We start from the raw sequence: 25,797 nt of genomic DNA, 5'->3' as shown, positions 1-25,797 counted from the left end.
TTTTCTTTTTTCCCCCTTTTAATTATAAAAGTCCTGCTTTACTTTTAATAAGTAAAATAGGACTACTTAAACATACATTTCAATTGAATGACATTCTCTTTTAATACTTATAAATAAAAATTATAATTAATAAACTAGATTGTTACTAAATTATTTTTATTGTTTTACAATAAAAGAGTATAAATAAAAATTAGAAAGGCTTTTCTCCCTTTATGTACTATTTTAATTTTATCACATAAATGCTGAGAAAAGCCTATCTACGGACTTCTCCCCACATTTTTAAATCAAACATAGAATTACAGTTTCAAAACTAGGTATCTTGTTGAATTTATATGCAGCTTCTTTAGCATATAAATGAACATGATGTTTTGCAACTTTGATATGTGTTTTAAATGTTCTTCTTATATGTTTTCAAACTGATTCAATTTGGTTGGTATTTACACCAATTTTTGAAACATAGCCATCTTGATGGTTAACTGTTTCATGCTTAGTGAAAACTGATTTAAAATCGCAATATCCTTTTCAAGAATCAGTATATACAAGACATTTTGAAGAAATGTGGTTTTTTGCAAACTGCAAAAGATTTTTACTCTTTGCGTTTTTCAATACTTTCACAATTAAATTATTGGTTGTTTTTTGATAAATGCCAACAATCAAGGTTTTATTCACCAAGGATCTTCCTTGTTTTTTAAAACCCATATGTGAAAGATACATTTCATCAATTTGCACTGTACCTTCAACAATAAATTGAGGTTTTTGTTTTGCAATACGTGTTCTGATTTTATGAGTCATTCTTCAAGCAGTTTTCAAAGTCACTCCCAATTCTTTTGCAATATCTGTTGATGGAATTCCATGTTTGGTGTTTATTCATCTAAAGATAAGATAAAACCAAGATGTTAAAGATGTTTGTGACCTTGAAAATATGGTGCCTGTGAGAATGCTAAATGTTTGATTACATTTTAAACATCTCATTCTTTTTAAATCAGAAGTATTCAAATTAAAACTAAAACACCTAATACATTTGTTTTCTTTCAAATTTGCTATATATGCAAGACATTGCTGTTCAGTTTGAAAAGCATTTTTGAATTCATTCAGTTTCATTATTCCCTCCACAAGTACATGTGGGGAGAAGTCCGATTAGAAATTTTAATAGTAACTAATACTAACTATGATATATAATTTTTATGATTTAACTTTACCATATTTAATTAAAAAAAATAGAAAAATAATAATATCAGTATAGTTATTAAAATGGTTTAATATATATTTTATTAAAGAAGATTTTGTTGTGAATTTGAACAACTGTTTAAAAAGGGATTATTTAATTCTTCATCATTTGCTGATTGTTTATCAAATTTTTTTTCATCAGTTACTCTTTGATCTTGTAATAATGGCATAGTTTCCCTTGAAATTAATGGTGAATTTGGTGTTTCATTATTTTTTATCTCTAATAACAAATTTTTAATTTCAATATTTTTAGCATTTATTATTTCTTTTATTTCTTTATTTTTATTAATACATCCAAAACTAAAAATTTTAATAATAAAATTTAAAATTGGATTTATCTTTTTTTTCTCTAGCTTGACAATATCACTTTTTAATTTTGTTATTTTTTCTTGTTTTAATGATAATTTATCTTCTAAATGTCTTTCTTCTTGTTTTATTTTATATTCTTCTTCAGTTATGAATATAATAAATGAAGTTCCTAGACGTGAATTTATTTCATTTATTTTTTCTAATATTTGTTTTTGTTTATTAGGTGGATGACTATCAAATTCCAATTTTGATAAACAAATTTGTTTTATATCACGTGCAAATAAGATTCTAGAATAAACATGAGCCTCTATATAATTTCCTTCACTTTTACCATAATTACTATGAGGAACAAAATTTTTTCCATTAGCTTTATTAATTAAACTTTCTAAACAATTATATCCAAATAAATGATTTTGACAATATCTTATCAATCTTGGGAAGTGTAAAAAAGTAGATATTTTATCTTTTAATTTCCCACGAGTGAACGTAGGTGGTGAATACGTATCATAAGGACTATATGTACAATTATGTTTTACATAATCTTTTAGTATAATAAAAGATTTTCCATACATAGGAGCTCCACCCATAGGATTTTCCAAAAAATCTAATGCCGCATAGCAAGGTCTACTTGTTCACTGAAAATTAGCACTTCTTTTTGTTTGATCACCAGTAGGGGTTGAAAAACGTCCAAATTTTTCATATTTACTATTATCAAATAATTGATTTAGATAAAATGCAACTTCCTCTACACTTGCTCGACCTACATTATAGTTAGAAATTTCATTTGGTTTTTTCTTATAAGCAAAACAATTTAAAACCTCTGGTCATTTATTATTAATATCGTATATTTTTGAAAAATCAAAATTAATTGTTAACCTTGATGATTGTAATATTTTAGTAATCTTTTCTAATAAATCTTTTGCATTTTCTTGACTCATCTTGCATTTTTTAGATAATATTTTTAAAGCAGATTCATAATCTTCTTGTTGAGAGGATTCGCATAGTTCATAAATTTGATGTAAAATTTCACTTCTAAACAATTGACCATAAATCTCTTTTTTTAATCTTTCTTCATCTTTTGAATTATTTGATGAAGTTGAAGGCAAACCACCATTAATATGTGATAAATCAGATTGTTTGTTATATGCCATAATATTTATCTCCTCTATACTTAAGATGGACATTTGAAATCTATTTTATTGGTCTAAACAATAGAGTATTTCCAATACACCTATTGTATTTTTTATGTTTTTTATTTATTAAATATAATAAAAACTCATTTATTTTTTAAATTAAAATAATGAGTTAAAAAACCAATATTTAGTTTACACTTAGTCATTTTATTAAATTTTAGAAAAAATACAAGTTATTAATTAAAAAAATATATTTTTTTCAAAATTATTATAACTACTATTTTCCTATATTTCATCAATAAGAAATTATAAAAGATTCTGCAATTACTATAATAATGTTATATATGATTGTAAAAAATTATTGACGTTGAACATATATTATTGTATATCATAATATTTATATAAATTAATACTTATATGTATTAAGTTTAATATATAATCGGACTTCTCCCCACATGTACTTGTGGAGGGAATAATGAAACTGAATGAATTCAACAATGCTTTTCAAACTGAACAGCAATGTCTTGCATATATAGCAAATTTGAAAGAAAACAAATGTATTAGGTGTTTTAATTTTAATTTGAATACTTCTGATTTAAAAAGAATGAGATGTTTAAAATGTAATCAAACATTTAGCATTCTCACAGGCACCATATTTTCAAGGTCACAAACATCTTTAACATCTTGGTTTTATCTTATCTTTAGATGAATAAACACCAAACATGGAATTCCATAAACAGATATTGCAAAAGAATTGGGAGTGACTTTGAAAACTGCTTGAAGAATGACTCATAAAATAAGAACACGTATTGCAAAACAAAAACCTCAATTTATTGTTGAAGGTACAGTGCAAATTGATGAAATGTATCTTTCACATATGGGTTTTAAAAAACAAGGAAGATCCTTGGTGAATAAAACCTTGATTGTTGGCATTTATCAAAAAACAACCAATAATTTAATTGTGAAAGTATTGAAAAACGCAAAGAGTAAAAATCTTTTGCAGTTTGCAAAAAACCACATTTCTTCAAAATGTCTTGTATATACTGATTCTTGAAAAGGATATTGCGATTTTAAATCAGTTTTCACTAAGCATGAAACAGTTAACCATCAAGATGGCTATGTTTCAAAAATTGGTGTAAATACCAACCAAATTGAATCAGTTTGAAAACATATAAGAAGAACATTTAAAACACATATCAAAGTTGCAAAACATCATGTTCATTTATATGCTAAAGAAGCTGCATATAAATTCAACAAGATACCTAGTTTTGAAACTGTAATTCTATGTTTGATTTAAAAATGTGGGGAGAAGTCCGTAGATAGGCTTTTCTCAGCATTTATGTGATAAAACTAAAATAGTACATAAAGGGAGAAAAGCCTATATAATTTTATTAATTTCTTTTTCTGTAATAAACTTATCAATCTTCCCTTGCGCTAAGATTGGGCTACCACCACCCTTACCATTATATGTTTTTAATATTTTTTGTAAAATATTATTACTTTGATACTGTTTATTATTATGCAATTCTTTACTTGAAGCAACTAATACTAAATATTCTTGATTATTAATTTTATTAATAAAAATAATAATAATATTTTGATATTGATTACGATAATGTTCAATTATTTCTCTTAATGTTTTAATATCTAAATTTTCAAAATTTGCAATTAATAATTTATAATTATTTTCATTTTTTGGAACTAAAGTTAAATATTTTTTCACTATCTTCTGACGATTTAATTCTTCAAAATTAATTTGTCATTTTTTAAATAAACCATGTAATTCTAGTAATAACATTTTTCCTTTTCTTCAATCAGCAGCTACCACTTTTAAATTATTAATAGTATCATATATTTTTTCAATTTCTTCTTCTTGCATACAATTATCTTTATTTTTTTGATATTGAATAAATAAACTATTGCTTTGTTCTTTAATCATCATTATTTGTTGTGTTAAGTATTCATTAATAGTTTTTAATGATGTTAAAGCATGAATTCGATAAGAACCAGATCCTTTTGACTCAACATTAGTTATTAATAATTGTTCTACTTCTTGTGAATTATAACAATGAGTACCCCCACAAAGTTCAATTGAAAAATTACCAAACTTAATTACTCGAACTTTTTCTTCATATTTTTCACCAAAAAAAGCTAAAGCTCCCATTTTGATTGTTTCTTCATATGTACAATAAATAATTTCACAAGGATATTTACCTTTAATTCATTTACTTACTTGTTGTTCTATACTTATAATTTGTTCTAAAGTTAACATTTGATAATGACTAAAATCTAATCGTAAATATTGATAATTATTAAAACTTCCAGATTGCATAACATGTAAACCTAATAATTTTCTTAAAGCAGCATGTAATAAATGAGTTCCTGAATGATTTTTTCTTGTATAAAAACGATGTGAACTATTAATTTGTGCTTCAACAATTTCTGTTTGTGTTAATTCACCTTTTACTTCCACTTGATGAATATGCTGTTTTTGTGGTCCTTGTTGTACATCAATAACAGAGGCCGTTCCATTTTCTCCTGTGATAATGCCATCATCAGATGCTTGTCCCCCCTTTTCTGCATAAAAAGGTGTTTCATTTAAAATTAAATAACCTTTTTCATTTTTTAAAAATTTTACCTCATGCTCTGATTTAAACATAAAAACAATATTTGTATTTATTTGTTCTTTATCATAACCAACAAAGGTTGAAGGAACTTTTAAATTAGTTAGTAATGAAGATTGAATTGTTAATGCTTGATGATTAATTCTTACTTTTCTTGTATTATCTTTACTGTTATCCAATAACTTTTGAAAACCTTTTAAATCAACAGTAGCATTTTCTTCATTTGCAATCTCTAATGTTAATTCAATAGGATAACCATAGGTATCAAATAATTTAAAAGCCGCAGTTGCATCTACTTTTTTATTATCACTAATAACTTGTAATAATAATTGTTTTCCTGTTATTAATGTTGTTCAAAATTTTAATTCTTCGCTTTTAATAATATTAGTTACTAAATCGACTTTTTCATGTAATTCTTGATAATGTTGACCCATAACTTTTATAATAATTGAAACTAACTTAAACAAAAATGGTTCATTAATATTAAGTTTTTGTCCATATACAACAGCTCTTCTAATCAATCTTCGTAATACATAACCACGATCTTTATTACTAGGAAAAACACCATCACTAATTGCAAAAACTAAGCAACGAATATGATCAGCAATAATTTTAAATGCAGTATTAATAGTTTTTTGCTTAATCTCTTGTGTAAAATAATTATTAATATCATAACGAAAATTTGTCAATTTTTCACATTCATGAATAATATTTTGAAATAAATCAGTATCAAAGTTAGTTGGCACATCTTGTAAAATTGCTACTAGTCTTTCTAATCCTGAACCAGTATCAATATTTTTTCTTGGTAAATCAGTATAATTATTTTTGCCATCATTATTAAATTGTGAAAAAACAATATTTCAAATTTCAATATAACGATCATTTTCAATATCATCTTTTAATAATTTAATACCAATATTTTTAGGATCATATTTAATACCACGATCATAATAAATTTCAGTATTAGGACCACAAGGACCTTGACCCATATCTCAAAAGTTAGTAGATCTTGTACCTTTAATAATACGTTCTTTTGGTAATTTAATAATATTTAATCATAAATTATATGTTTCTTCATCTTCATTAAAAACTGTTACATATAATAAATTAGCATCTAAATTTAATCATTTTTTACTAGTTAAAAATTCTCATCCTCAAATAATAGCTTCTTTTTTAAAATAATCACCAATTGAAAAATTACCTAACATTTCAAAAAAAGTTTGATGTCTTGCTGTAATACCAATATTTTCAATATCATTAGTTCTAATTGCTTTTTGTGAATTTGCTAATCTTTTAGCAATTGGGGTTTGTCGTCCATCAAAATATGGTTTTAATGTAGCAACTCCAGAATTAATCCACAATAATGAAGGATCATCATTTGGAACAAGTGATGCACTTTCTAAAATGTGATGATCATAACTTTTAAAAAAATTTAATCAAGTTGTTCTAACTTTATCTGTTGTTCATTTTATTAACATAATAATTTATCCTCAAAATAATAAAAATTCCTATCAAAATAGGAACGTTTTTTAACGCGGTACCATCCTAATTCACTTACAAAGTAAATGCGCTTAATTAATGATTAAAATTGTTAAATTAGGAGCTTCTAATTAATAATGGTTAAGTGCTTACACTATTCACTCTCGCTGAAAACTAATTATTATTAATTATACTTATCTAATTTAGATTAATATAAATATTAATTTCAATTTTAATATTAACCATAAATATTAGTTATTACAAGCAAAAAGATAAAATTATGAAATATTTTTATAAATTAAAAAGAAAAAAATATTAATTATTAACTTTATATAATAAAAATTACAAGAAAGATTTTTTCTATTTAATTAAAAATATAATTTAACTGGTATTTTTTTTATTGTATATTCATTTTTTCAGATATAAACTTTAGTTAAGATTTGCTTAGAATAACTTTTAAAAAATAAAAATGGCTTTTCTCCCTTTATGTACTATTTTAATTTTATCACATAAATGCTGAGAAAAGCCTATCTACGGACTTCTCCCCACATTTTTAAATCAAACATAGAATTACAGTTTCAAAACTAGGTATCTTGTTGAATTTATATGCAGCTTCTTTAGCATATAAATGAACATGATGTTTTGCAACTTTGATATGTGTTTTAAATGTTCTTCTTATATGTTTTCAAACTGATTCAATTTGGTTGGTATTTACACCAATTTTTGAAACATAGCCATCTTGATGGTTAACTGTTTCATGCTTGGTGAAAACTGATTTAAAATCGCAATATCCTTTTCAAGAATCAGTATATACAAGACATTTTGAAGAAATGTGGTTTTTTGCAAACTGCAAAAGATTTTTACTATTTGCGTTTTTCAATACTTTCACAATTAAATTATTGGTTGTTTTTTGATAAATGCCAACAATCAAGGTTTTATTCACCAAGGATCTTCCTTTTTTTTTAAAACCCATATGTGAAAGATACATTTCATCAATTTGCACTGTACCTTCAACAATAAATTGAGGTTTTTGTTTTGCAATACGTGTTCTGATTTTATGAGTCATTCTTCAAGCAGTTTTCAAAGTCACTCCCAATTCTTTTGCAATATCTGTTGATGGAATTCCATGTTTGGTGTTTATTCATCTAAAGATAAGATAAAACCAAGATGTTAAAGATGTTTGTGACCTTGAAAATATGGTGCCTGTGAGAATGCTAAATGTTTGATTACATTTTAAACATCTCATTCTTTTTAAATCAGAAGTATTCAAATTAAAACTAAAACACCTAATACATTTTTTTTCTTTCAAATTTGCTATATATGCAAGACATTGCTGTTCAGTTTGAAAAGCATTGTTGAATTCATTCAGTTTCATTATTCCCTCCACAAGTACATGTGGGGAGAAGTCCGATAAAAATTTATCATTAAATTATATAAAATTAAGGCTTTTCTCCCTTTATGTACTATTTTAATTTTATCACATAAATGCTGAGAAAAGCCTATCTACGGACTTCTCCCCACATTTTTAAATCAAACATAGAATTACAGTTTCAAAACTAGGTATCTTGTTGAATTTATATGCAGCTTCTTTAGCATATAAATGAACATGATGTTTTGCAACTTTGATATGTGTTTTAAATGTTCTTCTTATATGTTTTCAAACTGATTCAATTTGGTTGGTATTTACACCAATTTTTGAAACATAGCCATCTTGATGGTTAACTGTTTCATGCTTAGTGAAAACTGATTTAAAATCGCAATATCCTTTTCAAGAATCAGTATATACAAGACATTTTGAAGAAATGTGGTTTTTTGCAAACTGCAAAATATTTTTACTCTTTGCGTTTTTCAATACTTTCACAATTAAATTATTGGTTGTTTTTTGATAAATGCCAACAATCAAGGTTTTATTCACCAAGGATCTTCCTTTTTTTTTAAAACCCATATGTGAAAGATACATTTCATCAATTTGCACTGTACCTTCAACAATAAATTGAGTTTTTTGTTTTGCAATACGTGTTCTGATTTTATGAGTCATTCTTCAAGCATTTTTCAAAGTCACTCCCAATTCTTTTGCAATATCTGTTGATGGAATTCCATGTTTGGTGTTTATTCATCTAAAGATAAGATAAAACCAAGATGTTAAAGATGTTTGTGACCTTGAAAATATGGTGCCTGTGAGAATGCTAAATGTTTGATTACATTTTAAACATCTCATTCTTTTTAAATCAGAAGTATTCAAATTAAAACTAAAACACCTAATACATTTGTTTTCTTTCAAATTTGCTATATATGCAAGACATTGCTGTTCAGTTTGAAAAGCATTGTTGAATTCATTCATTTTCATTATTCCCTCCACAAGTACATGTGGGGAGAAGTCCGAAATATTTTAAGTAAATCTTAAATATAAAAAATAAAAATGATAATTAATTGAAGTTTTACAATCAAATCTAGCATTAAAAATTTTATTAATTTATTAAAATTAATCCTTGTAAGAACAATAACTATTAAATTACTATTCATTTTTTTAAAATGAAATTTTAAACAACTGAATTTATTTATTATTTCAAAAAACAAAAAAATAATTTAATTTCTACTCTAAATTTGTGTTTTATTAAAATATTACTATAAAAGGAGTCCAAAAATAAATCAAATTAATAAATAAAAAGGAGACAAATTTTATGTCAAGTAAACTAAATAATAATGAAATAGATAATACAATAAATGAATTTGAAGAAGAAACCGAAGAGGAAGAAAAAGAAACTGAAGAAGAAGAAGAAAATGTTAACACAGAATTAGAAAAAATTAAACAAGAGAAAGAAGAAATTCAATCTAAATTAAATGAAACACAAATTAAATTAGAAGAAGCTAACAAAGAAATAGAACAACTAAAAGAAGAAATTGAAAACAATAAAGATAGTGAACAACTACAAGAACTAAAAAATAAACTAGAAAATACAGAACTTGAAAAAAAAGCAATTGAAGATAAATTAAATGAAATAGAATCTAAGTTAGAAGAAGCCAATAAAGAAATAGAACAACTAAAAGAAGAAAGCAAAAACACTAACGATAATGAAAAAATACAAGAACTAAAAAATAAAATAGAAGAAACTAACAAAGCAAAAGAAGAAATGCAAACTAAGTTGAATGAAGCCAATAAAGAAATGCAAGCATTATTAAACGAAATTGAAGAAATACAAGAACTAAAAAATAAGTTAGAAGAAGTAACAAGGAAATGTTTAGTAATCTGTGTAACTTACAAAAATAACTATGTTTAATTAATTCTAGTAAATATAATTAAATGACTAGAAAGAGTGAGTTACAGATCGCTAAAAAAGATAACTTTAATAATAATGATCCAATATCAAAAGCAGTAGATTTATTACTAGAAAATACTGAAGATTTAACAACAGTTTTTAAACCTGGCGGTTTATATAAAGAATTAACAAAAAGATTAGTTGAAAAAATGTTGAATTCTGAAATGCAAAATTATTTAGGATATGAAAAAAATCAACATAGTACTACTGAAAATGCTCGTAATGGTACAAGTTCAAAAAAATTAATAACTCAACAAGGTAAAATTGAAATTGATGTACCAAGAGATCGCAATAGTAATTTTACTCCTGTAATAGTTCCTAAAAGGCAAAGAAGATTTGATGGTTTTGATCAACAAGTTCTTTACTTGTATGCAAAAGGAATGACATTATCTGACATTAGAATGCAGTTGCAAGAGTTATATCATGGTGCTGATATTAGTGAAAGTGTTATTAGTCAAATTACTGATGATGTTATTGATGATGTTAAAGCATGACAAAATCGACCATTAGAAAGTATTTATACTATTGTTTATTTTGATTGTATAGTAGTTAAAGTACGACAAGATAAACGGATTATTAACAAATCAGTTTATATAGCATTAGGAGTTGATTTAGAAGGCAAAAAAGATGTTTTAGGATTATGAATTAGTGAAAATGAAGGTTCTAAGTTTTGATTATCTAATTTCACAGAAATGATAATGAGGCTTTTTAATAATCTGTGTATCTTTGTTTTACAAAGTTACTAATTTAGATTAATTCTGTCTTCAAATTTTATCATAAAATGAGCAATTGCTGTATTTCAATTTTGAATAGGCAATGTTCATTTTTTTGTTATATTTTCAATTGCCAAGTAAAATATTTTGAAAACTGCCATATCGGAAATGTTTAGTAATCTGTGTAACTTACAAAAATAACTATGTTTAATTAATTCTAGTAAATATAATTAAATGACTAGAAAGAGTGAGTTACAGATGGCTAAAAAAGATAACTTTAATAATAATGATCCAATATCAAAAGCAGTAGATTTATTACTAGAAAATACTGAAGATTTAACAACAGTTTTTAAACCTGGCGGTTTATATAAAGAATTAACAAAAAGATTAGTTGAAAAAATGTTGAATTCTGAAATGCAAAATTATTTAGGATATGAAAAAAATCAACATAGTACTACTGAAAATGCTCGTAATGGTACAAGTTCAAAAAAATTAATAACTCAACAAGGTAAAATTGAAATTGATGTACCAAGAGATCGCAATAGTAATTTTACTCCTGTAATAGTTCCTAAAAGGCAAAGAAGATTTGATGGTTTTGATCAACAAGTTCTTTCCTTGTATGCAAAAGGAATGACATTATCTGACATTAGAATGCAGTTGCAAGAGTTATATCATGGTGCTGATATTAGTGAAAGTGTTATTAGTCAAATTACTGATGATGTTATTGATGATGTTAAAGCATGACAAAATCGACCATTAGAAAGTATTTATCCTATTGTTTATTTTGATTGTATAGTAGTTAAAGTACGACAAGATAAACGGATTATTAACAAATCAGTTTATATAGCATTAGGAGTTGATTTAGAAGGCAAAAAAGATGTTTTAGGATTATGAATTAGTGAAAATGAAGGTTCTAAGTTTTGATTATCTAATTTCACAGAAATGAAAAATCGTGGCTTAAATGATATTCTTATTGCTTGTAGTGATAATTTAACAGGCATGTCAGAAGCAATACAATCAGTTTATCCTAAAACAGAACATCAATTATGCATTGTTCATCAAATTAGAAATAGTTTAAAATATGTTTCATACAAACATCGAAAAGGTCTAGTTGCAGATTTAAAACCAATTTATAGTGCATGTAGTGAAGAACAAGCAATGCAAGCTTTAGAATCGTTTGAAAGTAAATGAAATAAACAATATCCTCAAATTACTAAATCTTGATATAAAAATTGAGATAATTTAATGGTTTTTATTAGTTATCCAGTAGAAATCAAAAGAGTGATTTATACTACAAATGCTATTGAATCTGTTAATAGTCAATTACGAAAAATCATCAGAAATAAAAAAGTTTTTCCTAATGATATGGCAGTTTTCAAAATATTTTACTTGGCAATTGAAAATATAACAAAAAAATGAACATTGCCTATTCAAAATTGAAATACAGCAATTGCTCATTTTATGATAAAATTTGAAGACAGAATTAATCTAAATTAGTAACTTTGTAAAACAAAGATACACAGATTATTAAAAAGCCTCTATTTCTAATTTGATGAACAATGCATAATTGATGTTCTGTTTTAGGATAAACTGATTGTATTGCTTCTGACATGCCTGTTAAATTATCACTACAAGCAATAAGAATATCATTTAAGCCACGATTTTTCATTTCTGTGAAATTAGATAATCAAAACTTAGAACCTTCATTTTCACTAATTCATAATCCTAAAACATCTTTTTTGCCTTCTAAATCAACTCCTAATGCTATATAAACTGATTTGTTAATAATCCGTTTATCTTGTCGTACTTTAACTACTATACAATCAAAATAAACAATAGGATAAATACTTTCTAATGGTCGATTTTGTCATGCTTTAACATCATCAATAACATCATCAGTAATTTGACTAATAACACTTTCACTAATATCAGCACCATGATATAACTCTTGCAACTGCATTCTAATGTCAGATAATGTCATTCCTTTTGCATACAAGGAAAGAACTTGTTGATCAAAACCATCAAATCTTCTTTGCCTTTTAGGAACTATTACAGGAGTAAAATTACTATTGCGATCTCTTGGTACATCAATTTCAATTTTACCTTGTTGAGTTATTAATTTTTTTGAACTTGTACCATTACGAGCATTTTCAGTAGTACTATGTTGATTTTTTTCATATCCTAAATAATTTTGCATTTCAGAATTCAACATTTTTTCAACTAATCTTTTTGTTAATTCTTTATATAAACCGCCAGGTTTAAAAACTGTTGTTAAATCTTCAGTATTTTCTAGTAATAAATCTACTGCTTTTGATATTGGATCATTATTATTAAAGTTATCTTTTTTAGCGATCTGTAACTCACTCTTTCTAGTCATTTAATTATATTTACTAGAATTAATTAAACATAGTTATTTTTGTAAGTTACACAGATTACTAAACATTTCCATAGTTTTTAAATCATCTTTTGTAATATAATTTAAATTTACATTTCAATCATTATTATTTTTGTTTTCCATAATTTTTAAACCTTTCATATCCTTGTACTGCTTGTGATTTATTAACTACACCAATAACTGATTTATATTTCTTTTGTTGAATTACTTTTTTACCTATATTTTTAGAATTTCTACGTGCTAAATATTCTTTATCTTCTTTATCTAATCCACCATGATAATACTGTCTTATAAGTATTGAATTAGCACCAGTACCATAAGCACCAGTTGCTTTACACATATCAATTCACATTTCTTTTGATATCATAAAGTAATCATATGATTTACTTAAATTAGTTCTATATGTTAATGTAGCAATACCATAAGTACCAGATTGTGCTTGTACTACTGGAGTTCATATACCACCTGCTAATGCACTACTAGATAAATTTACATAAACCCCAATCATACTATCATAATCTTGTTCAGTTAAAGAATTCATTATTATTTCTTTACCTTTATCCATTAATGACTTACCATTTAAATATTGTTTTTGAATATGTTGTAATTTAGCAATATTATTATTAGTAATATGTGTCATTATTTTTTTATGAATTACTGGTAAATTAGTTAATTTTTGTAAAACTTGTTGAAATTCAGATAATTATTTTTGTGATTTACCTTGACCTAATACTTTTGACATTAATTGATTTTTTAATATTCCTGCTGGATTTTTTAAAAAACTATTAAATAATGAATTACTTTTTTTAAATTTTTCTATTAATTCAGCAGTTTGAATATCACTAACAGCAGTTTCTAATATTATTCTTAATAATAATATAATAGGCATTTAAATTACTTCTTTGTAAAAGTTACTTGTAAAGAACTATCATATAAAGTTTTACCTTCAACATTTGCACTTGTTGCTGTTAAATCTGAAAAATTAGCATTACCTTTAACATAATTAGGATTTTTAGCAAGAATTGCTTTTTCAACTTCATCTGCAGTTGGTGTAGCACCAGCCATAGTAATAGCACCTAAATTAGTAAATTCAATTGCTGTAGCAATATCAATACTTGAAGTAACTGTAAATCCTTTAACTAAATCTGGTCTTAATGCTTTACCTTCACTAACTAAAAACTTATGAAAATTCTTAACATTACCATTAGTTTGTAAAACAAAAATATTATCTTGACCACGATTAAATGGAAATGCTAAAGCTTCTTTATGTACTAATACAGCATCACATCCTAAAAAATTAAATGATTCTTTTTTATCAATAGTTGCAATTGGATAATTTCTACCTAATCAAGGACATTCTACAATTTTAATACCACCAATTTCTACAATTTTACCATCTTTTAATGCTTGTGAAGCACTATCACTACCTAATGTAGTTGTTGATAATAATACTAATGGTTTAAAAAAACTAGATACTCATAATGTATAATCTTCTTCATCTGTACCAATATATTCATCAGTAATTCTTGCTTTTAATGTTGCTAATGTATTTGATATTTTTAATCATAATAACATTCTATAATCATCTATTTTTGGATTACTTGGTAATGCAATATTAATAATTCCATTATCTTTTGCTGTTTTAACTGCTAATGCTAATAATTTTGCTACTAAATAAGTTTCAACTTATTTTGCTTTTGCATCAATTCAACTTGATGCTAAACTATCTGATACTAAAACATTACCATCTTCATATTTTGCACCTAATCTTTTTAAATCAAGTGTTTCTTCTTCAAAAGTTATTTGTTTCTTTTTATCTAATAAAATTTGTTCAACTCTTGTGGCTGTTAAATCATTAGAACCAGCACCAGCATCATAATCATCTGTAAGATTTCTTTTTGTAATATTATAAATAGCAGTACCAGCATCTAATTGTTCTCTATTTTCTACTGTAGCATTAATTAATGCAACTCTTTTTGATAATAAAACTTTTAAATTTTTAATATATTTTACTGATAAATCTAATTTACCCGTTGGATTACTTGGGTCATTAATTGTTGTTGATTGTGTTGTAATAATTGCCATATTTTTAACCTACCATTCCTATTTTTCTAGTATCTACTTCATATTCTTTTTCTTCTTTAAATTTATCTTTTACATCTAAATAATTACTAATATTTGTATCTTTATTTTTATTAAATAAATGTGGAAAATCTTTATTTAATAATGATAATTATTCATCAATATCATCTTTATCTCCAAGATATCTTTTTAATAAATTAATATTTTCTTGTGATAAATCATATTTTTTATAACTTTCTGAATGTCTAATTTCTCTATCTTTATCAGTTTTTTCTTTATATAAAGCATTATATTTTTCTTCTAATTCTTTATATTTATCTTCTAAAGTTGGTTCTTTAACTTCTTCTTTTTCTGGTTCTTTTTTATCTTCAGATTCAGATTCTTTTTCAGTATTTTCTTCTGATTTTACTTCTTCTTCCTTAGTTTCTTCTTGTTCATCTTTTTCTTTTTCTTCCATAGTATTACCTTCTTTCATTTCATTTTAATTTAACATAACGGACTTCTCCCCACATGTACTTGTGGAGGGAATAATGAAACTGAATGAATTCAACAATGCTTTTCAAACTGAACAGCAATGTCTTGCATATATAGCAAATTTGAAAGAAAACAAATGTATTAGGTGTTTTAATTTTAATTTGAATACTTCTGATTTAAAAAGAATGAGATGTTTAAAATGTAATCAAACATTTAGCATTCTCACAGGCACCATATTTTCAAGGTCACAAACATCTTTAACATCTTGGTTTTATCTTATCTTTAGATGAATAAACACCAAACATGGAATTCCATCAACAGATATTGCAAAAGAATTGGGAGTGACTTTGAAAACTGCTTGAAGAATGACTCATAAAATCAGAACACGTATTGCAAAACAAAAACCTCAATTTATTGTTGAAGGTACAGTGCAAATTGATGAAATGTATCTTTCACATATGGGTTTTAAAAAACAAGGAAGATCCTTGGTGAATAAAACCTTGATTGTTGGCATTTATCAAAAAACAACCAATAATTTAATTGTGAAAGTATTGAAAAACGGAAAGAGTAAAAATCTTTTGCAGTTTGCAAAAAACCACATTTCTTCAAAATGTCTTGTATATACTGATTCTTGAAAAGGATATTGCGATTTTAAATCAGTTTTCACTAAGCATGAAACAGTTAACCATCAAGATGGCTATGTTTCAAAAATTGGTGTAAATACCAACCAAATTGAATCAGTTTGAAAACATATAAGAAGAACATTTAAAACACATATCAAAGTTGCAAAACATCATGTTCATTTATATGCTAAAGAAGCTGCATATAAATTCAACAAGATACCTAGTTTTGAAACTGTAATTCTATGTTTGATTTAAAAATGTGGGGAGAAGTCCGTAGATAGGCTTTTCTCAGCATTTATGTGATAAAATTAAAATAGTACATAAAGGGAGAAAAGCATAACATAATTATCACCACCTTTCTAACTGTTATGTCACTCTTGGTGAAATTTGTATATTATTAAAGTTAATATTACTAATTATTTCACTAGTTAAATAATCAGTATTAATATGCAAACTACCAATTAAATTTATAGTTATATTTAATTTAGTACCTACAAAACTAATAACTAATCAAGTTTGTAAAAAAGTTACTCTTGTATCATCTGAACTAACATTATTTCTATCTCCAATTAATACTGAATAATATTTATTACTATCAAGTTCATTTTTTATATAATATTCTTTTAAACTAGGAGATAAAAGAATTTCTACTTTAAATTTACAATTATTACCTTCATGTTCTTGATTATCATTATAGTGATAATAAGTTTCTGGATTATTTTCATGAAAATAAGGTATATATTCTCCTATGAATTGAGGTATATCTTTTAAATCAGGAATAATAAATGAATTACTAATATTAAAGGTATTGTTTTTATTTCCTTCAATTGCCGATATACTAATATTTCAATTTAATTCAAAATTTTTATAATCATTTAGAAAATCTTTTACGTTTTGATAATCATAATCAGTTAAATCAATTGAAATATTTTTTATTCATGACTGATAGTTAGTATTATTTGGATAAATAAAATATTGATAACGTTTAGAAATATCTGATACAAATGGAGAAGTAAAATTATTATTTAATTTTTGACCAGATAAATATATAAATATTGAGTGTGGTATTTCTGTTGGCGGTGGTGGATTAACTGCTTTTGGATAATTATATTTATTTTTAAAACTATAAGTATTATTTGCTAGTAAAAAGTTATTTTTAATCAATCTTATATTACCACTTGCCTTACCAACCGTTTGATATGTTCCTGCTCAAATACTAAAATCATCACTTACAGCACCTTCGTAATCATTTGGCATACTATAAAATGTTAATTTAAAATTACATTTTCCTTGAACTAAGATATCAATCATATCTATATAAAAACCATTATAATTATCATTACTAAAAATTGGTGATTGTAAATCAAAATCTTCTACTGGTGGTAATAAATATATTTGTTGACTATTATTTGGGTTATTTTGCGATATATTAACTAGGTTCATATATTTAGTATCAACAATATTATTATTATCAATATCATAAGTTGAAAGTTTAATGTTATCCGTTAAATTAAATGTAAAACTTGTCATATGACTAGATGTTCCTAAAATTGCTGGCAATTCATCAGGTGTACCATTTCTAAAAACATCATACGGCATAATATTTTTTTCTTTTGCACTTGAATAAATAACATTTGTATAAAATTTATATAATTCAGCACTCATAAAAAAATTAACAGTGTCAAATCTTGGTATTAATAAATTTGAAACTTGGATGGGTTACACTTTATTGGACACTAATTACATAGACAAGTGAACAAAGAAAGGAACTATAATTATGGCCAATATTAACTCATATACCGATGAATTTAAAAAACAAATAGTAGCTTTATATCAAAGTGGCAAATCAGTATCTTGCCTTGTTAAAGAATATAATGTTACAAGAGCAGCTACTTACAATTGAATTAAGCAATTTACTAATTCATGTAGTTTTAAAACTAAAGATAATCGTTCTGTTGAAGAAAATGAAATAATTAAATTAAGAAAAGAATTAAAACAATTAAGAATGGAAAATGATATTTTAAAGCAAGCAGCACTAATAATAGGCAGAAAGTAGAGATTATTGCAAATAATAAATCTAAATATAAAATTCGCACAATGTGTCATTTTTTAAAACTCTCTAAATCAACATATTATTTTAATTTAAAGAAAAAAAATAAAATTCAAAATAATATTTATGAACAAGCTGTTATTAGTGCTTTTAAAAAAAATAAAGAAGTTTATGGTACTAGAAGATTAAAAGTCATTCTAGAAAACCAAGAAATTTATTTATCAAGACGAAAAATTAAAGAAATTATGAATAAACATAATTTAATATCAAAATACACTAAATTATCATTCAAAAATTATCATAATAAAGTCAATGATAGTCAAATAACCAATCTTGTTAATAGAAACTTTAATAATAGAGTTAAAAATGAAGTTATTGTTAGTGATTTAACTTATGTTCAAGTAAATGGTAAGTGAAACTATATTTGTTTATTAATTGACCTATTTAACCGCGAAATAATTGGACATAGTGTAGGTACTAAAAAAGATGCATCATTAGTATATCAAGCATTTATGCACTCAAATCGCTGTTTAAAAGATATTCAAATATTTCATAGTGATCGCGGTAATGAATTTAATAATAAAATTATTGATAAACTTTTACTAGCATTCAATATTAATCGCTCTTTAAGCAAAAAAGGTTGTCCTTATGATAACGCTGTTGCTGAATCAACCTTTAAAACTTTCAAAACCGAATTTATTAATGATAAAAATTTTACATCATTAATCCAATTAAAATTAGAATTATTTGATTACATCAATTGATATAACAACATAAGAATTCACGGCACTTTAAACTACTTAACTCCAGTTAATTATCAAAAACAAATGTCTACCAAAAAATAGTCCTAAAAAGGGTTGCCATTCCAAATAATAAATTGTATAAATTCACCATATTTATCTAAAATGGGATTACCTTGTAATATTGCAATTGGTGGTGTTCCACTAGTACTTCCCATACTTCTTAAATTTGCTTGTAAAATAAATTTACCTATTAATTTTTTTAAATCAAAAGCAGTTTTAGATTGATTTATTTCTTGTTCAGTAATATCTAAAAATACACGAGTTATATTACATTCAAGTTCATGTTCAATTGATTCAAATGTTTTATTTAATAATTTTTGTAAATTTTTAATTGGAGTCATATCTGGATAATAATCACCAATAACTCCACCAAAGAAATTCTTTTTAGGTAAATTTTGCATAAATTTAACTGGAATAATACCTAAATTATGATTTTCAATTAATGGTAATTGTAAATCTTTACTTATTTTTTCTTGTAAACCATCTAATGTAACTGTATCACTAGTAAAATATCTAATAATTTGATTTGGAGTATATGTTGTTTTAACATAAATACTTTGGTCATCATATTGTACTCTTGACCATGTTGATGCACTATATTCAGTTTCTAATACTCTAGCTACTCTTTATTGAGCATATGGTTGAGCAAAATTTAATGCTATTCTTCCAGTTTTACTTCTATCAATTTGAACAATACTATAACCATAACCAGATTTAATATGACAATCTTGATAAAATAAACTATCAAAATTATTTCATTCTTTTAATTTTTAAATAGCATTTTTATATTCTGGATGTTCACTTGTTAAAGTATAACTATTACCTCATAATAATTTACTTGCATGATTTGCTATTATTTCTTGAAGATTTATCATACATCAATTAGGAGTTAATATTTCAGTATTATGATTATTCATATGTTACTTCCTTTCAAAATAAGGATTTATATTTGCACTTAAATTTCTAATATATGGTTCTATAGCATAATCAAATGCATCTCGTAAATGGTCGTTAACCGGCAAAGGTATTTGTTTAATACTTTTTTCATCTCATATTGCTAATCTAAATTCATCTAATAATTCTTGTGCATTCATACTAATATTTAAGCGTTCTGAAGCCATTAAAGCCACATTCTTACCTATTCTAAACTCAAGTCTTAATTTCACACAATCTTTAAAATAGAGCCATGAATTAACGTTATATTTAATTGCTGTATCATTTAACATTTCAATAAATGTATAATTACTAAAATCACAATATACTGTTAAACCATATTCATATAACAAATTATTTTCTTTTGCTAATTTAATATAAAACTCTACTACTAATCTTGCTAATTGTTTATTATCATAACGAATTAATTTATTTTCTATTTTTAAACAATCAATAACATTAACAAATTTAAAATTATAATCAAAACCTATTAATAAACATGCTAAAGCATCATCTTTAAACCCATAATCTAATCCAGCACTAAATCTATAACTTGGTTGTAATAAACGTGATATCTTATGAATTAAATGTGTATATATTCCACCAGATTCATAACCTACTAAACCATGACTTCTGACTCTTGCAGATATTGGGTCTAGAGCTTCTAATTCTAATAAACTTTCACCTTCATGTTCTGGTAATAAATAAGGGACTTCTCCCCACATGTACTTGTGGAGGGAATAATGAAACTGAATGAATTCAACAATGCTTTTCAAACTGAACAGCAATGTCTTGCATATATAGCAAATTTGAAAGAAAACAAATGTATTAGGTGTTTTAATTTTAATTTGAATACTTCTGATTTAAAAAGAATGAGATGTTTAAAATGTAATCAAACATTTAGCATTCTCACAGGCACCATATTTTCAAGGTCACAAACATCTTTAACATCTTGGTTTTATCTTATCTTTAGATGAATAAACACCAAACATGGAATTCCATCAACAGATATTGCAAAAGAATTGGGAGTGACTTTGAAAACTGCTTGAAGAATGACTCATAAAATCAGAACACGTATTGCAAAACAAAAACCTCAATTTATTGTTGAAGGTACAGTGCAAATTGATGAAATGTATCTTTCACATATGGGTTTTAAAAAACAAGGAAGATCCTTGGTGAATAAAACCTTGATTGTTGGCATTTATCAAAAAACAACCAATAATTTAATTGTGAAAGTATTGAAAAACGCAAAGAGTAAAAATCTTTTGCAGTTTGCAAAAAACCACATTTCTTCAAAATGTCTTGTATATACTGATTCTTGAAAAGGATATTGCGATTTTAAATCAGTTTTCACTAAGCATGAAACAGTTAACCATCAAGATGGCTATGTTTCAAAAATTGGTGTAAATACCAACCAAATTGAATCAGTTTGAAAACATATAAGAAGAACATTTAAAACACATATCAAAGTTGCAAAACATCATGTTCATTTATATGCTAAAGAAGCTGCATATAAATTCAACAAGATACCTAGTTTTGAAACTGTAATTCTATGTTTGATTTAAAAATGTGGGGAGAAGTCCGTAGATAGGCTTTTCTCAGCATTTATGTGATAAAATTAAAATAGTACATAAAGGGAGAAAAGCCATAAATAATTAAGTTTTCAATTTTGATAATGAACAATTCTTTTATCTTTTTCGGAAATTTTTAGTAATCTGTGTAACTTACAAAAATAACTATGTTTAATTAATTCTAGTAAATATAATTAAATGACTAGAAAGAGTGAGTTACAGATGGCTAAAAAAGATAACTTTAATAATAATGATCCAATATCAAAAGCAGTAGATTTATTACTAGAAAATACTGAAGATTTAACAAAAGTTTTTAAACCTGGCGGTTTATATAAAGAATTAACAAAAAGATTAGTTGAAAAAATGTTGAATTCTGAAATGCAAAATTATTTAGGATATGAAAAAAATCAACATAGTACTACTGAAAATGCTCGTAATGGTACAAGTTCAAAAAAATTAATAACTCAACAAGGTAAAATTGAAATTGATGTACCAAGAGATCGCAATAGTAATTTTACTCCTGTAATAGTTCCTAAAAGGCAAATAAGATTTGATGGTTTTGATCAACAAGTTCTTTCCTTGTATGCAAAAGGAATGACATTATCTGACATTAGAATGCAGTTGCAAGAGTTATATCATGGTGCTGATATTAGTGAAAGTGTTATTAGTCAAATTACTGATGATGTTATTGATGATGTTAAAGCATGACAAAATCGACCATTAGAAAGTATTTATCCTATTGTTTATTTTGATTGTATAGTAGTTAAAGTACGACAAGATAAACGGATTATTAACAAATCAGTTTATATAGCATTAGGAGTTGATTTAGAAGGCAAAAAAGATGTTTTAGGATTATGAATTAGTGAAAATGAAGGTTCTAAGTTTTGATTATCTAATTTCACAGAAATGAAAAATCGTGGCTTAAATGATATTCTTATTGCTTGTAGTGATAATTTAACAGGCATGTCAGAAGCAATACAATCAGTTTATCCTAAAACAGAACATCAATTATGCATTGTTCATCAAATTAGAAATAGTTTAAAATATGTTTCATACAAACATCAAAAAGGTCTAGTTGCAGATTTAAAACCAATTTATAGTGCATGTAGTGAAGAACAAGCAATGCAAGCTTTAGAATCGTTTGAAAGTAAATGAAATAAACAATATCCTCAAATTACTAAATCTTGATATAAAAATTGAGATAATTTAATGGTTTTTATTAGTTATCCAGTAGAAATCAAAAGAGTGATTTATACTACAAATGCTATTGAATCTGTTAATAGTCAATTACGAAAAATCATCAGAAATAAAAAAGTTTTTCCTAATGATATGGCAGTTTTCAAAATATTTTACTTGGCAATTGAAAATATAACAAAAAAATGAACATTGCCTATTCAAAATTGAAATACAGCAATTGCTCATTTTATGATAAAATTTGAAGACAGAATTAATCTAAATTAGTAACTTTGTAAAACAAAGATACACAGATTATTAAAAAGCCTCTCTTTTTCATTAAAATAAAATTGTTCATATTCATTAATTATTTGTTTTTCATTTTGTGGACAATAAGTAACTACATTTTTAATATAATAATTTAAAATACTTCAAGGATTACAACTATTAATTTCTAATAATTGACTACAACCACGAATAGCATCTGCCATATCTTGTCAATCTTTTTATGCTATTTGATGTGCTTCATCAACATGTCTAATTACATAATCATATTTTGAATTATCTGGTAAACCAGTTAATTTAATTTCACTATTATTTTGTTTATATAAAGCACGACATTCAATTTCACTATCTTTATATTTAATAGTTTTACGGAGGCTTTTTAATAATCTGTGTATCTTTGTTTTACAAAGTTACTAATTTAGATTAATTCTGTCTTCAAATTTTATCATAAAATGAGCAATTGCTGTATTTCAATTTTGAATAGGCAATGTTCATTTTTTTGTTATATTTTCAATTGCCAAGTAAAATATTTTGAAAACTGCCATATCATTAGGAAAAACTTTTTTATTTCTGATGATTTTTCGTAATTGACTATTAACAGATTCAATAGCATTTGTAGTATAAATCACTCTTTTGATTTCTACTGGATAACTAATAAAAACCATTAAATTATCTCAATTTTTATATCAAGATTTAGTAATTTGAGGATATTGTTTATTTCATTTACTTTCAAACGATTCTAAAGCTTGCATTGCTTGTTCTTCACTACATGCACTATAAATTGGTTTTAAATCTGCAACTAGACCTTTTTGATGTTTGTATGAAACATATTTTAAACTATTTCTAATTTGATGAACAATGCATAATTGATGTTCTGTTTTAGGATAAACTGATTGTATTGCTTCTGACATGCCTGTTAAATTATCACTACAAGCAATAAGAATATCATTTAAGCCACGATTTTTCATTTCTGTGAAATTAGATAATCAAAACTTAGAACCTTCATTTTCACTAATTCATAATCCTAAAACATCTTTTTTGCCTTCTAAATCAACTCCTAATGCTATATAAACTGATTTGTTAATAATCCGTTTATCTTTTCGTACTTTAACTACTATACAATCAAAATAAACAATAGGATAAATACTTTCTAATGGTCGATTTTGTCATGCTTTAACATCATCAATAACATCATCAGTAATTTGACTAATAACACTTTCACTAATATCAGCACCATGATATAACTCTTGCAACTGCATTCTAATGTCAGATAATGTCATTCCTTTTGCATACAAGGAAAGAACTTGTTGATCAAAACCATCAAATCTTATTTGCCTTTTAGGAACTATTACAGGAGTAAAATTACTATTGCGATCTCTTGGTACATCAATTTCAATTTTACCTTGTTGAGTTATTAATTTTTTTGAACTTGTACCATTACGAGCATTTTCAGTAGTACTATGTTGATTTTTTTCATATCCTAAATAATTTTGCATTTCAGAATTCAACATTTTTTCAACTAATCTTTTTGTTAATTCTTTATATAAACCGCCAGGTTTAAAAACTTTTGTTAAATCTTCAGTATTTTCTAGTAATAAATCTACTGCTTTTGATATTGGATCATTATTATTAAAGTTATCTTTTTTAGCCATCTGTAACTCACTCTTTCTAGTCATTTAATTATATTTACTAGAATTAATTAAACATAGTTATTTTTGTAAGTTACACAGATTACTAAACATTTCCGTTTTACGTGTTTCAGAAAGTGTATAATCTAACCCAATTGCAAATAATACTCATCTATTTTTTAATTGATTTCAAGTATCATATAATTGTTCACTCATATTTCTAAAAACATAAGTTTTAACTTTTGTATTAGGTAATACAGTTGCTTTACATTCAAAATCAAAATCTTGAATATTTTTACCAGATTTTCGTGAACCTAATTGGTCAATTCTTTTAACAGTTAAAGATTTTTTATAATACATTTTTTTTAAAATATCATTAAGATATCCAAAATGTTCTAACATTTATTTTTACTCTTATTTTCTAAACTAATTGCTATAGGGGTGGTATTATCATTATTTTTAATATCAATTTTTGTTGATAAATGATATTTATTAACATATGCTCGTTCTAAATATCATGAAGAATTAGAAGAATGTGACTTTAAATATCTTTGTAAATTTAAGTGTTCAATTTGAGAATGCGCTCAATTAATTTGTTGTAAAAAAGTATTTCTCTTTTTTTCTTTTCATTTTTTTAAAGTATTTTCAGTTATATCTAAATAAATTAACATTCCTAATTTAGTAGGTATTTCATCAAAATCTTTACAATGAATAAAATAATTTTCTAATGCTTCTCTTAATTTTGTAGCATCATTAAAAATTATTCTTATTTTTATTTTTTCTTCTTGCACATAAAAATCTCCTTTCATATGCTTTAAAAACAAAAAAATTTATGATATAATTAATATAATCTTTAAGTTAAGTTTCCATCCAATAACTTATTAACTTTATTAATTACTTCATATATATTTTTATTTAATTTTTATAATATAATTATAGCAAAAAATAGCATTATACTGCTATTTTTTTATTTTTTCT

At 25.1% G+C, this 25,797-nt stretch carries 25 protein-coding genes and 3 pseudogenes; 9 read left to right on the top strand and 19 right to left on the bottom strand.

Annotated elements, in window-relative coordinates; genetic code table 4:
• Positions 1–279: 279 nt before the first annotated feature.
• Positions 280–1,095 (bottom strand): IS1595 family transposase, encoded by an 816-nt coding sequence (locus tag AACL02_RS09885; RefSeq protein WP_339043587.1) that lies wholly within the window; start codon positions 1,093–1,095, stop codon positions 280–282.
• Between the two features lie 176 nt (positions 1,096–1,271).
• Complete coding sequence (locus tag AACL02_RS09880) at positions 1,272–2,687, bottom strand: DUF3626 domain-containing protein (RefSeq protein ID WP_339041270.1); 1,416 nt, start codon at positions 2,685–2,687, stop codon at positions 1,272–1,274.
• 457 nt (positions 2,688–3,144) lie between these two features.
• On the opposite strand from AACL02_RS09880, the gene AACL02_RS09875 reads away from it, so the two are divergent.
• Positions 3,145–3,405 carry a hypothetical protein gene (locus tag AACL02_RS09875; RefSeq protein WP_339040794.1) on the top strand — a complete coding sequence of 87 codons (261 nt, stop codon included), beginning with the start codon at positions 3,145–3,147 and terminating at the stop codon, positions 3,403–3,405.
• A gap of 24 nt (positions 3,406–3,429) precedes the next feature.
• The gene (locus AACL02_RS09870) at positions 3,430–3,966 is read left to right on the top strand and encodes an IS1595 family transposase (RefSeq protein ID WP_281748497.1); all 537 of its coding nucleotides are present in this window, start codon (positions 3,430–3,432) and stop codon (positions 3,964–3,966) included.
• An 81-nt stretch (positions 3,967–4,047) separates the two neighbouring features.
• Here AACL02_RS09870 and alaS read toward each other — a convergent pair whose 3' ends face one another.
• The 3 genes from alaS to AACL02_RS09855 all read right to left on the bottom strand — a co-directional run bounded on the left by alaS (position 4,048) and on the right by AACL02_RS09855 (position 9,113).
• Complete coding sequence (gene alaS / locus AACL02_RS09865; protein ID WP_339041268.1) at positions 4,048–6,771, bottom strand: alanine--tRNA ligase; 2,724 nt, start codon at positions 6,769–6,771, stop codon at positions 4,048–4,050.
• A 554-nt stretch (positions 6,772–7,325) separates the two neighbouring features.
• The gene (locus AACL02_RS09860) at positions 7,326–8,147 is read right to left on the bottom strand and encodes an IS1595 family transposase (protein ID WP_339041266.1); all 822 of its coding nucleotides are present in this window, start codon (positions 8,145–8,147) and stop codon (positions 7,326–7,328) included.
• A 150-nt stretch (positions 8,148–8,297) separates the two neighbouring features.
• A complete protein-coding gene (locus AACL02_RS09855) occupies positions 8,298–9,113 on the bottom strand; it encodes an IS1595 family transposase (RefSeq protein WP_339043715.1) in 816 nt (271 codons plus the stop codon).
• A gap of 340 nt (positions 9,114–9,453) precedes the next feature.
• Here AACL02_RS09855 and AACL02_RS09850 point away from each other — a divergent pair, with 340 nt between their 5' ends.
• Complete coding sequence (locus AACL02_RS09850) at positions 9,454–10,050, top strand: hypothetical protein (RefSeq protein ID WP_339041264.1); 597 nt, start codon at positions 9,454–9,456, stop codon at positions 10,048–10,050.
• Between the two features lie 47 nt (positions 10,051–10,097).
• A pseudogene (locus AACL02_RS09845) lies at positions 10,098–10,814 on the top strand (IS256 family transposase); the annotation flags it as partial.
• A gap of 17 nt (positions 10,815–10,831) precedes the next feature.
• Here AACL02_RS09845 and AACL02_RS09840 read toward each other — a convergent pair.
• Positions 10,832–10,969, bottom strand: a pseudogene (locus AACL02_RS09840) (IS256 family transposase); the annotation flags it as partial.
• Positions 10,970–11,060: 91 nt separating this feature from the next.
• On the opposite strand from AACL02_RS09840, the gene AACL02_RS09835 reads away from it, so the two are divergent.
• Positions 11,061–12,299 carry an IS256 family transposase gene (locus AACL02_RS09835; RefSeq protein ID WP_281749630.1) on the top strand — a complete coding sequence of 413 codons (1,239 nt, stop codon included), beginning with the start codon at positions 11,061–11,063 and terminating at the stop codon, positions 12,297–12,299.
• Positions 12,300–12,342: 43 nt separating this feature from the next.
• Here the strand turns inward: AACL02_RS09835 and AACL02_RS09830 are convergent.
• The 6 genes and pseudogenes from AACL02_RS09830 to AACL02_RS09805 form a co-directional block, all read right to left on the bottom strand.
• A pseudogene (locus AACL02_RS09830) lies at positions 12,343–13,155 on the bottom strand (IS256 family transposase); the annotation flags it as partial.
• Positions 13,156–13,303: 148 nt separating this feature from the next.
• Entirely contained in the window at positions 13,304–13,837 is a 534-nt protein-coding gene (locus tag AACL02_RS09825) for a hypothetical protein (protein WP_339041258.1), read from the bottom strand.
• Positions 13,838–13,900: 63 nt separating this feature from the next.
• A complete protein-coding gene (locus AACL02_RS09820; RefSeq protein WP_339041256.1) occupies positions 13,901–14,086 on the bottom strand; it encodes a hypothetical protein in 186 nt (61 codons plus the stop codon).
• A 5-nt stretch (positions 14,087–14,091) separates the two neighbouring features.
• Complete coding sequence (locus tag AACL02_RS09815) at positions 14,092–14,772, bottom strand: hypothetical protein (protein ID WP_339041254.1); 681 nt, start codon at positions 14,770–14,772, stop codon at positions 14,092–14,094.
• Positions 14,773–14,883: 111 nt separating this feature from the next.
• Complete coding sequence (locus AACL02_RS09810; protein WP_339041251.1) at positions 14,884–15,282, bottom strand: hypothetical protein; 399 nt, start codon at positions 15,280–15,282, stop codon at positions 14,884–14,886.
• 148 nt (positions 15,283–15,430) lie between these two features.
• Complete coding sequence (locus tag AACL02_RS09805; RefSeq protein ID WP_339041249.1) at positions 15,431–15,736, bottom strand: hypothetical protein; 306 nt, start codon at positions 15,734–15,736, stop codon at positions 15,431–15,433.
• A 79-nt stretch (positions 15,737–15,815) separates the two neighbouring features.
• Between AACL02_RS09805 and AACL02_RS09800 the strand changes: the two genes are divergently transcribed.
• A complete protein-coding gene (locus tag AACL02_RS09800; RefSeq protein WP_339043714.1) occupies positions 15,816–16,631 on the top strand; it encodes an IS1595 family transposase in 816 nt (271 codons plus the stop codon).
• A 111-nt stretch (positions 16,632–16,742) separates the two neighbouring features.
• On the opposite strand, the gene AACL02_RS09795 is transcribed toward AACL02_RS09800, so the two are convergent.
• Complete coding sequence (locus AACL02_RS09795) at positions 16,743–18,041, bottom strand: hypothetical protein (RefSeq protein WP_339041247.1); 1,299 nt, start codon at positions 18,039–18,041, stop codon at positions 16,743–16,745.
• A gap of 112 nt (positions 18,042–18,153) precedes the next feature.
• On the opposite strand from AACL02_RS09795, the gene AACL02_RS09790 reads away from it, so the two are divergent.
• Positions 18,154–19,271 (top strand): IS3 family transposase gene (locus AACL02_RS09790; protein WP_339041245.1). Its coding sequence is split into 2 segments (ribosomal slippage): positions 18,154–18,424 and positions 18,424–19,271, totalling 1,119 coding nucleotides; the frame shifts between segments, so codons are not numbered across the junction.
• A gap of 2 nt (positions 19,272–19,273) precedes the next feature.
• Here AACL02_RS09790 and AACL02_RS09785 read toward each other — a convergent pair.
• Entirely contained in the window at positions 19,274–19,630 is a 357-nt protein-coding gene (locus tag AACL02_RS09785; protein WP_339041243.1) for a hypothetical protein, read from the bottom strand.
• A 519-nt stretch (positions 19,631–20,149) separates the two neighbouring features.
• Entirely contained in the window at positions 20,150–20,887 is a 738-nt protein-coding gene (locus AACL02_RS09780) for a hypothetical protein (RefSeq protein ID WP_339041242.1), read from the bottom strand.
• A gap of 18 nt (positions 20,888–20,905) precedes the next feature.
• On the opposite strand from AACL02_RS09780, the gene AACL02_RS09775 reads away from it, so the two are divergent.
• Together AACL02_RS09775 and AACL02_RS09770 are read left to right on the top strand one after the other, a co-directional pair.
• On the top strand, positions 20,906–21,727 hold the full coding sequence (locus AACL02_RS09775) for an IS1595 family transposase (RefSeq protein WP_281747836.1): 822 nt from the start codon (positions 20,906–20,908) through the stop codon (positions 21,725–21,727).
• 228 nt (positions 21,728–21,955) lie between these two features.
• Positions 21,956–23,194, top strand: coding sequence for an IS256 family transposase (locus AACL02_RS09770; protein WP_339043713.1), 1,239 nt, complete (start codon positions 21,956–21,958; stop codon positions 23,192–23,194).
• Here the strand turns inward: AACL02_RS09770 and AACL02_RS09765 are convergent.
• The 4 genes from AACL02_RS09765 to AACL02_RS09750 form a co-directional block, all read right to left on the bottom strand.
• Positions 23,191–23,397 (bottom strand): hypothetical protein, encoded by a 207-nt coding sequence (locus AACL02_RS09765; RefSeq protein WP_339041240.1) that lies wholly within the window; start codon positions 23,395–23,397, stop codon positions 23,191–23,193. The genes AACL02_RS09770 and AACL02_RS09765 overlap by 4 nt on opposite strands.
• Positions 23,398–23,604: 207 nt before the next feature.
• A complete protein-coding gene (locus tag AACL02_RS09760) occupies positions 23,605–24,843 on the bottom strand; it encodes an IS256 family transposase (protein ID WP_339043712.1) in 1,239 nt (412 codons plus the stop codon).
• Positions 24,844–24,900: 57 nt separating this feature from the next.
• On the bottom strand, positions 24,901–25,221 hold the full coding sequence (locus AACL02_RS09755) for a hypothetical protein (RefSeq protein ID WP_339041238.1): 321 nt from the start codon (positions 25,219–25,221) through the stop codon (positions 24,901–24,903).
• A complete protein-coding gene (locus AACL02_RS09750; RefSeq protein ID WP_339041236.1) occupies positions 25,215–25,610 on the bottom strand; it encodes a terminase small subunit in 396 nt (131 codons plus the stop codon). Before AACL02_RS09750 ends, AACL02_RS09755 begins: the two co-directional genes overlap by 7 nt.
• Positions 25,611–25,797 lie beyond the last annotated feature (187 nt).

Source organism: Spiroplasma endosymbiont of Apeira syringaria (genome assembly GCF_964020205.1).
GTDB lineage: Bacteria > Bacillota_I > Bacilli_A > Mycoplasmatales > VBWQ01 > Spiroplasma_E > Spiroplasma_E ixodetis_A.
The sequence above is the reverse complement of the archived record's forward strand: the minus strand, read 5'-3'. Positions and strand labels throughout refer to the sequence as shown.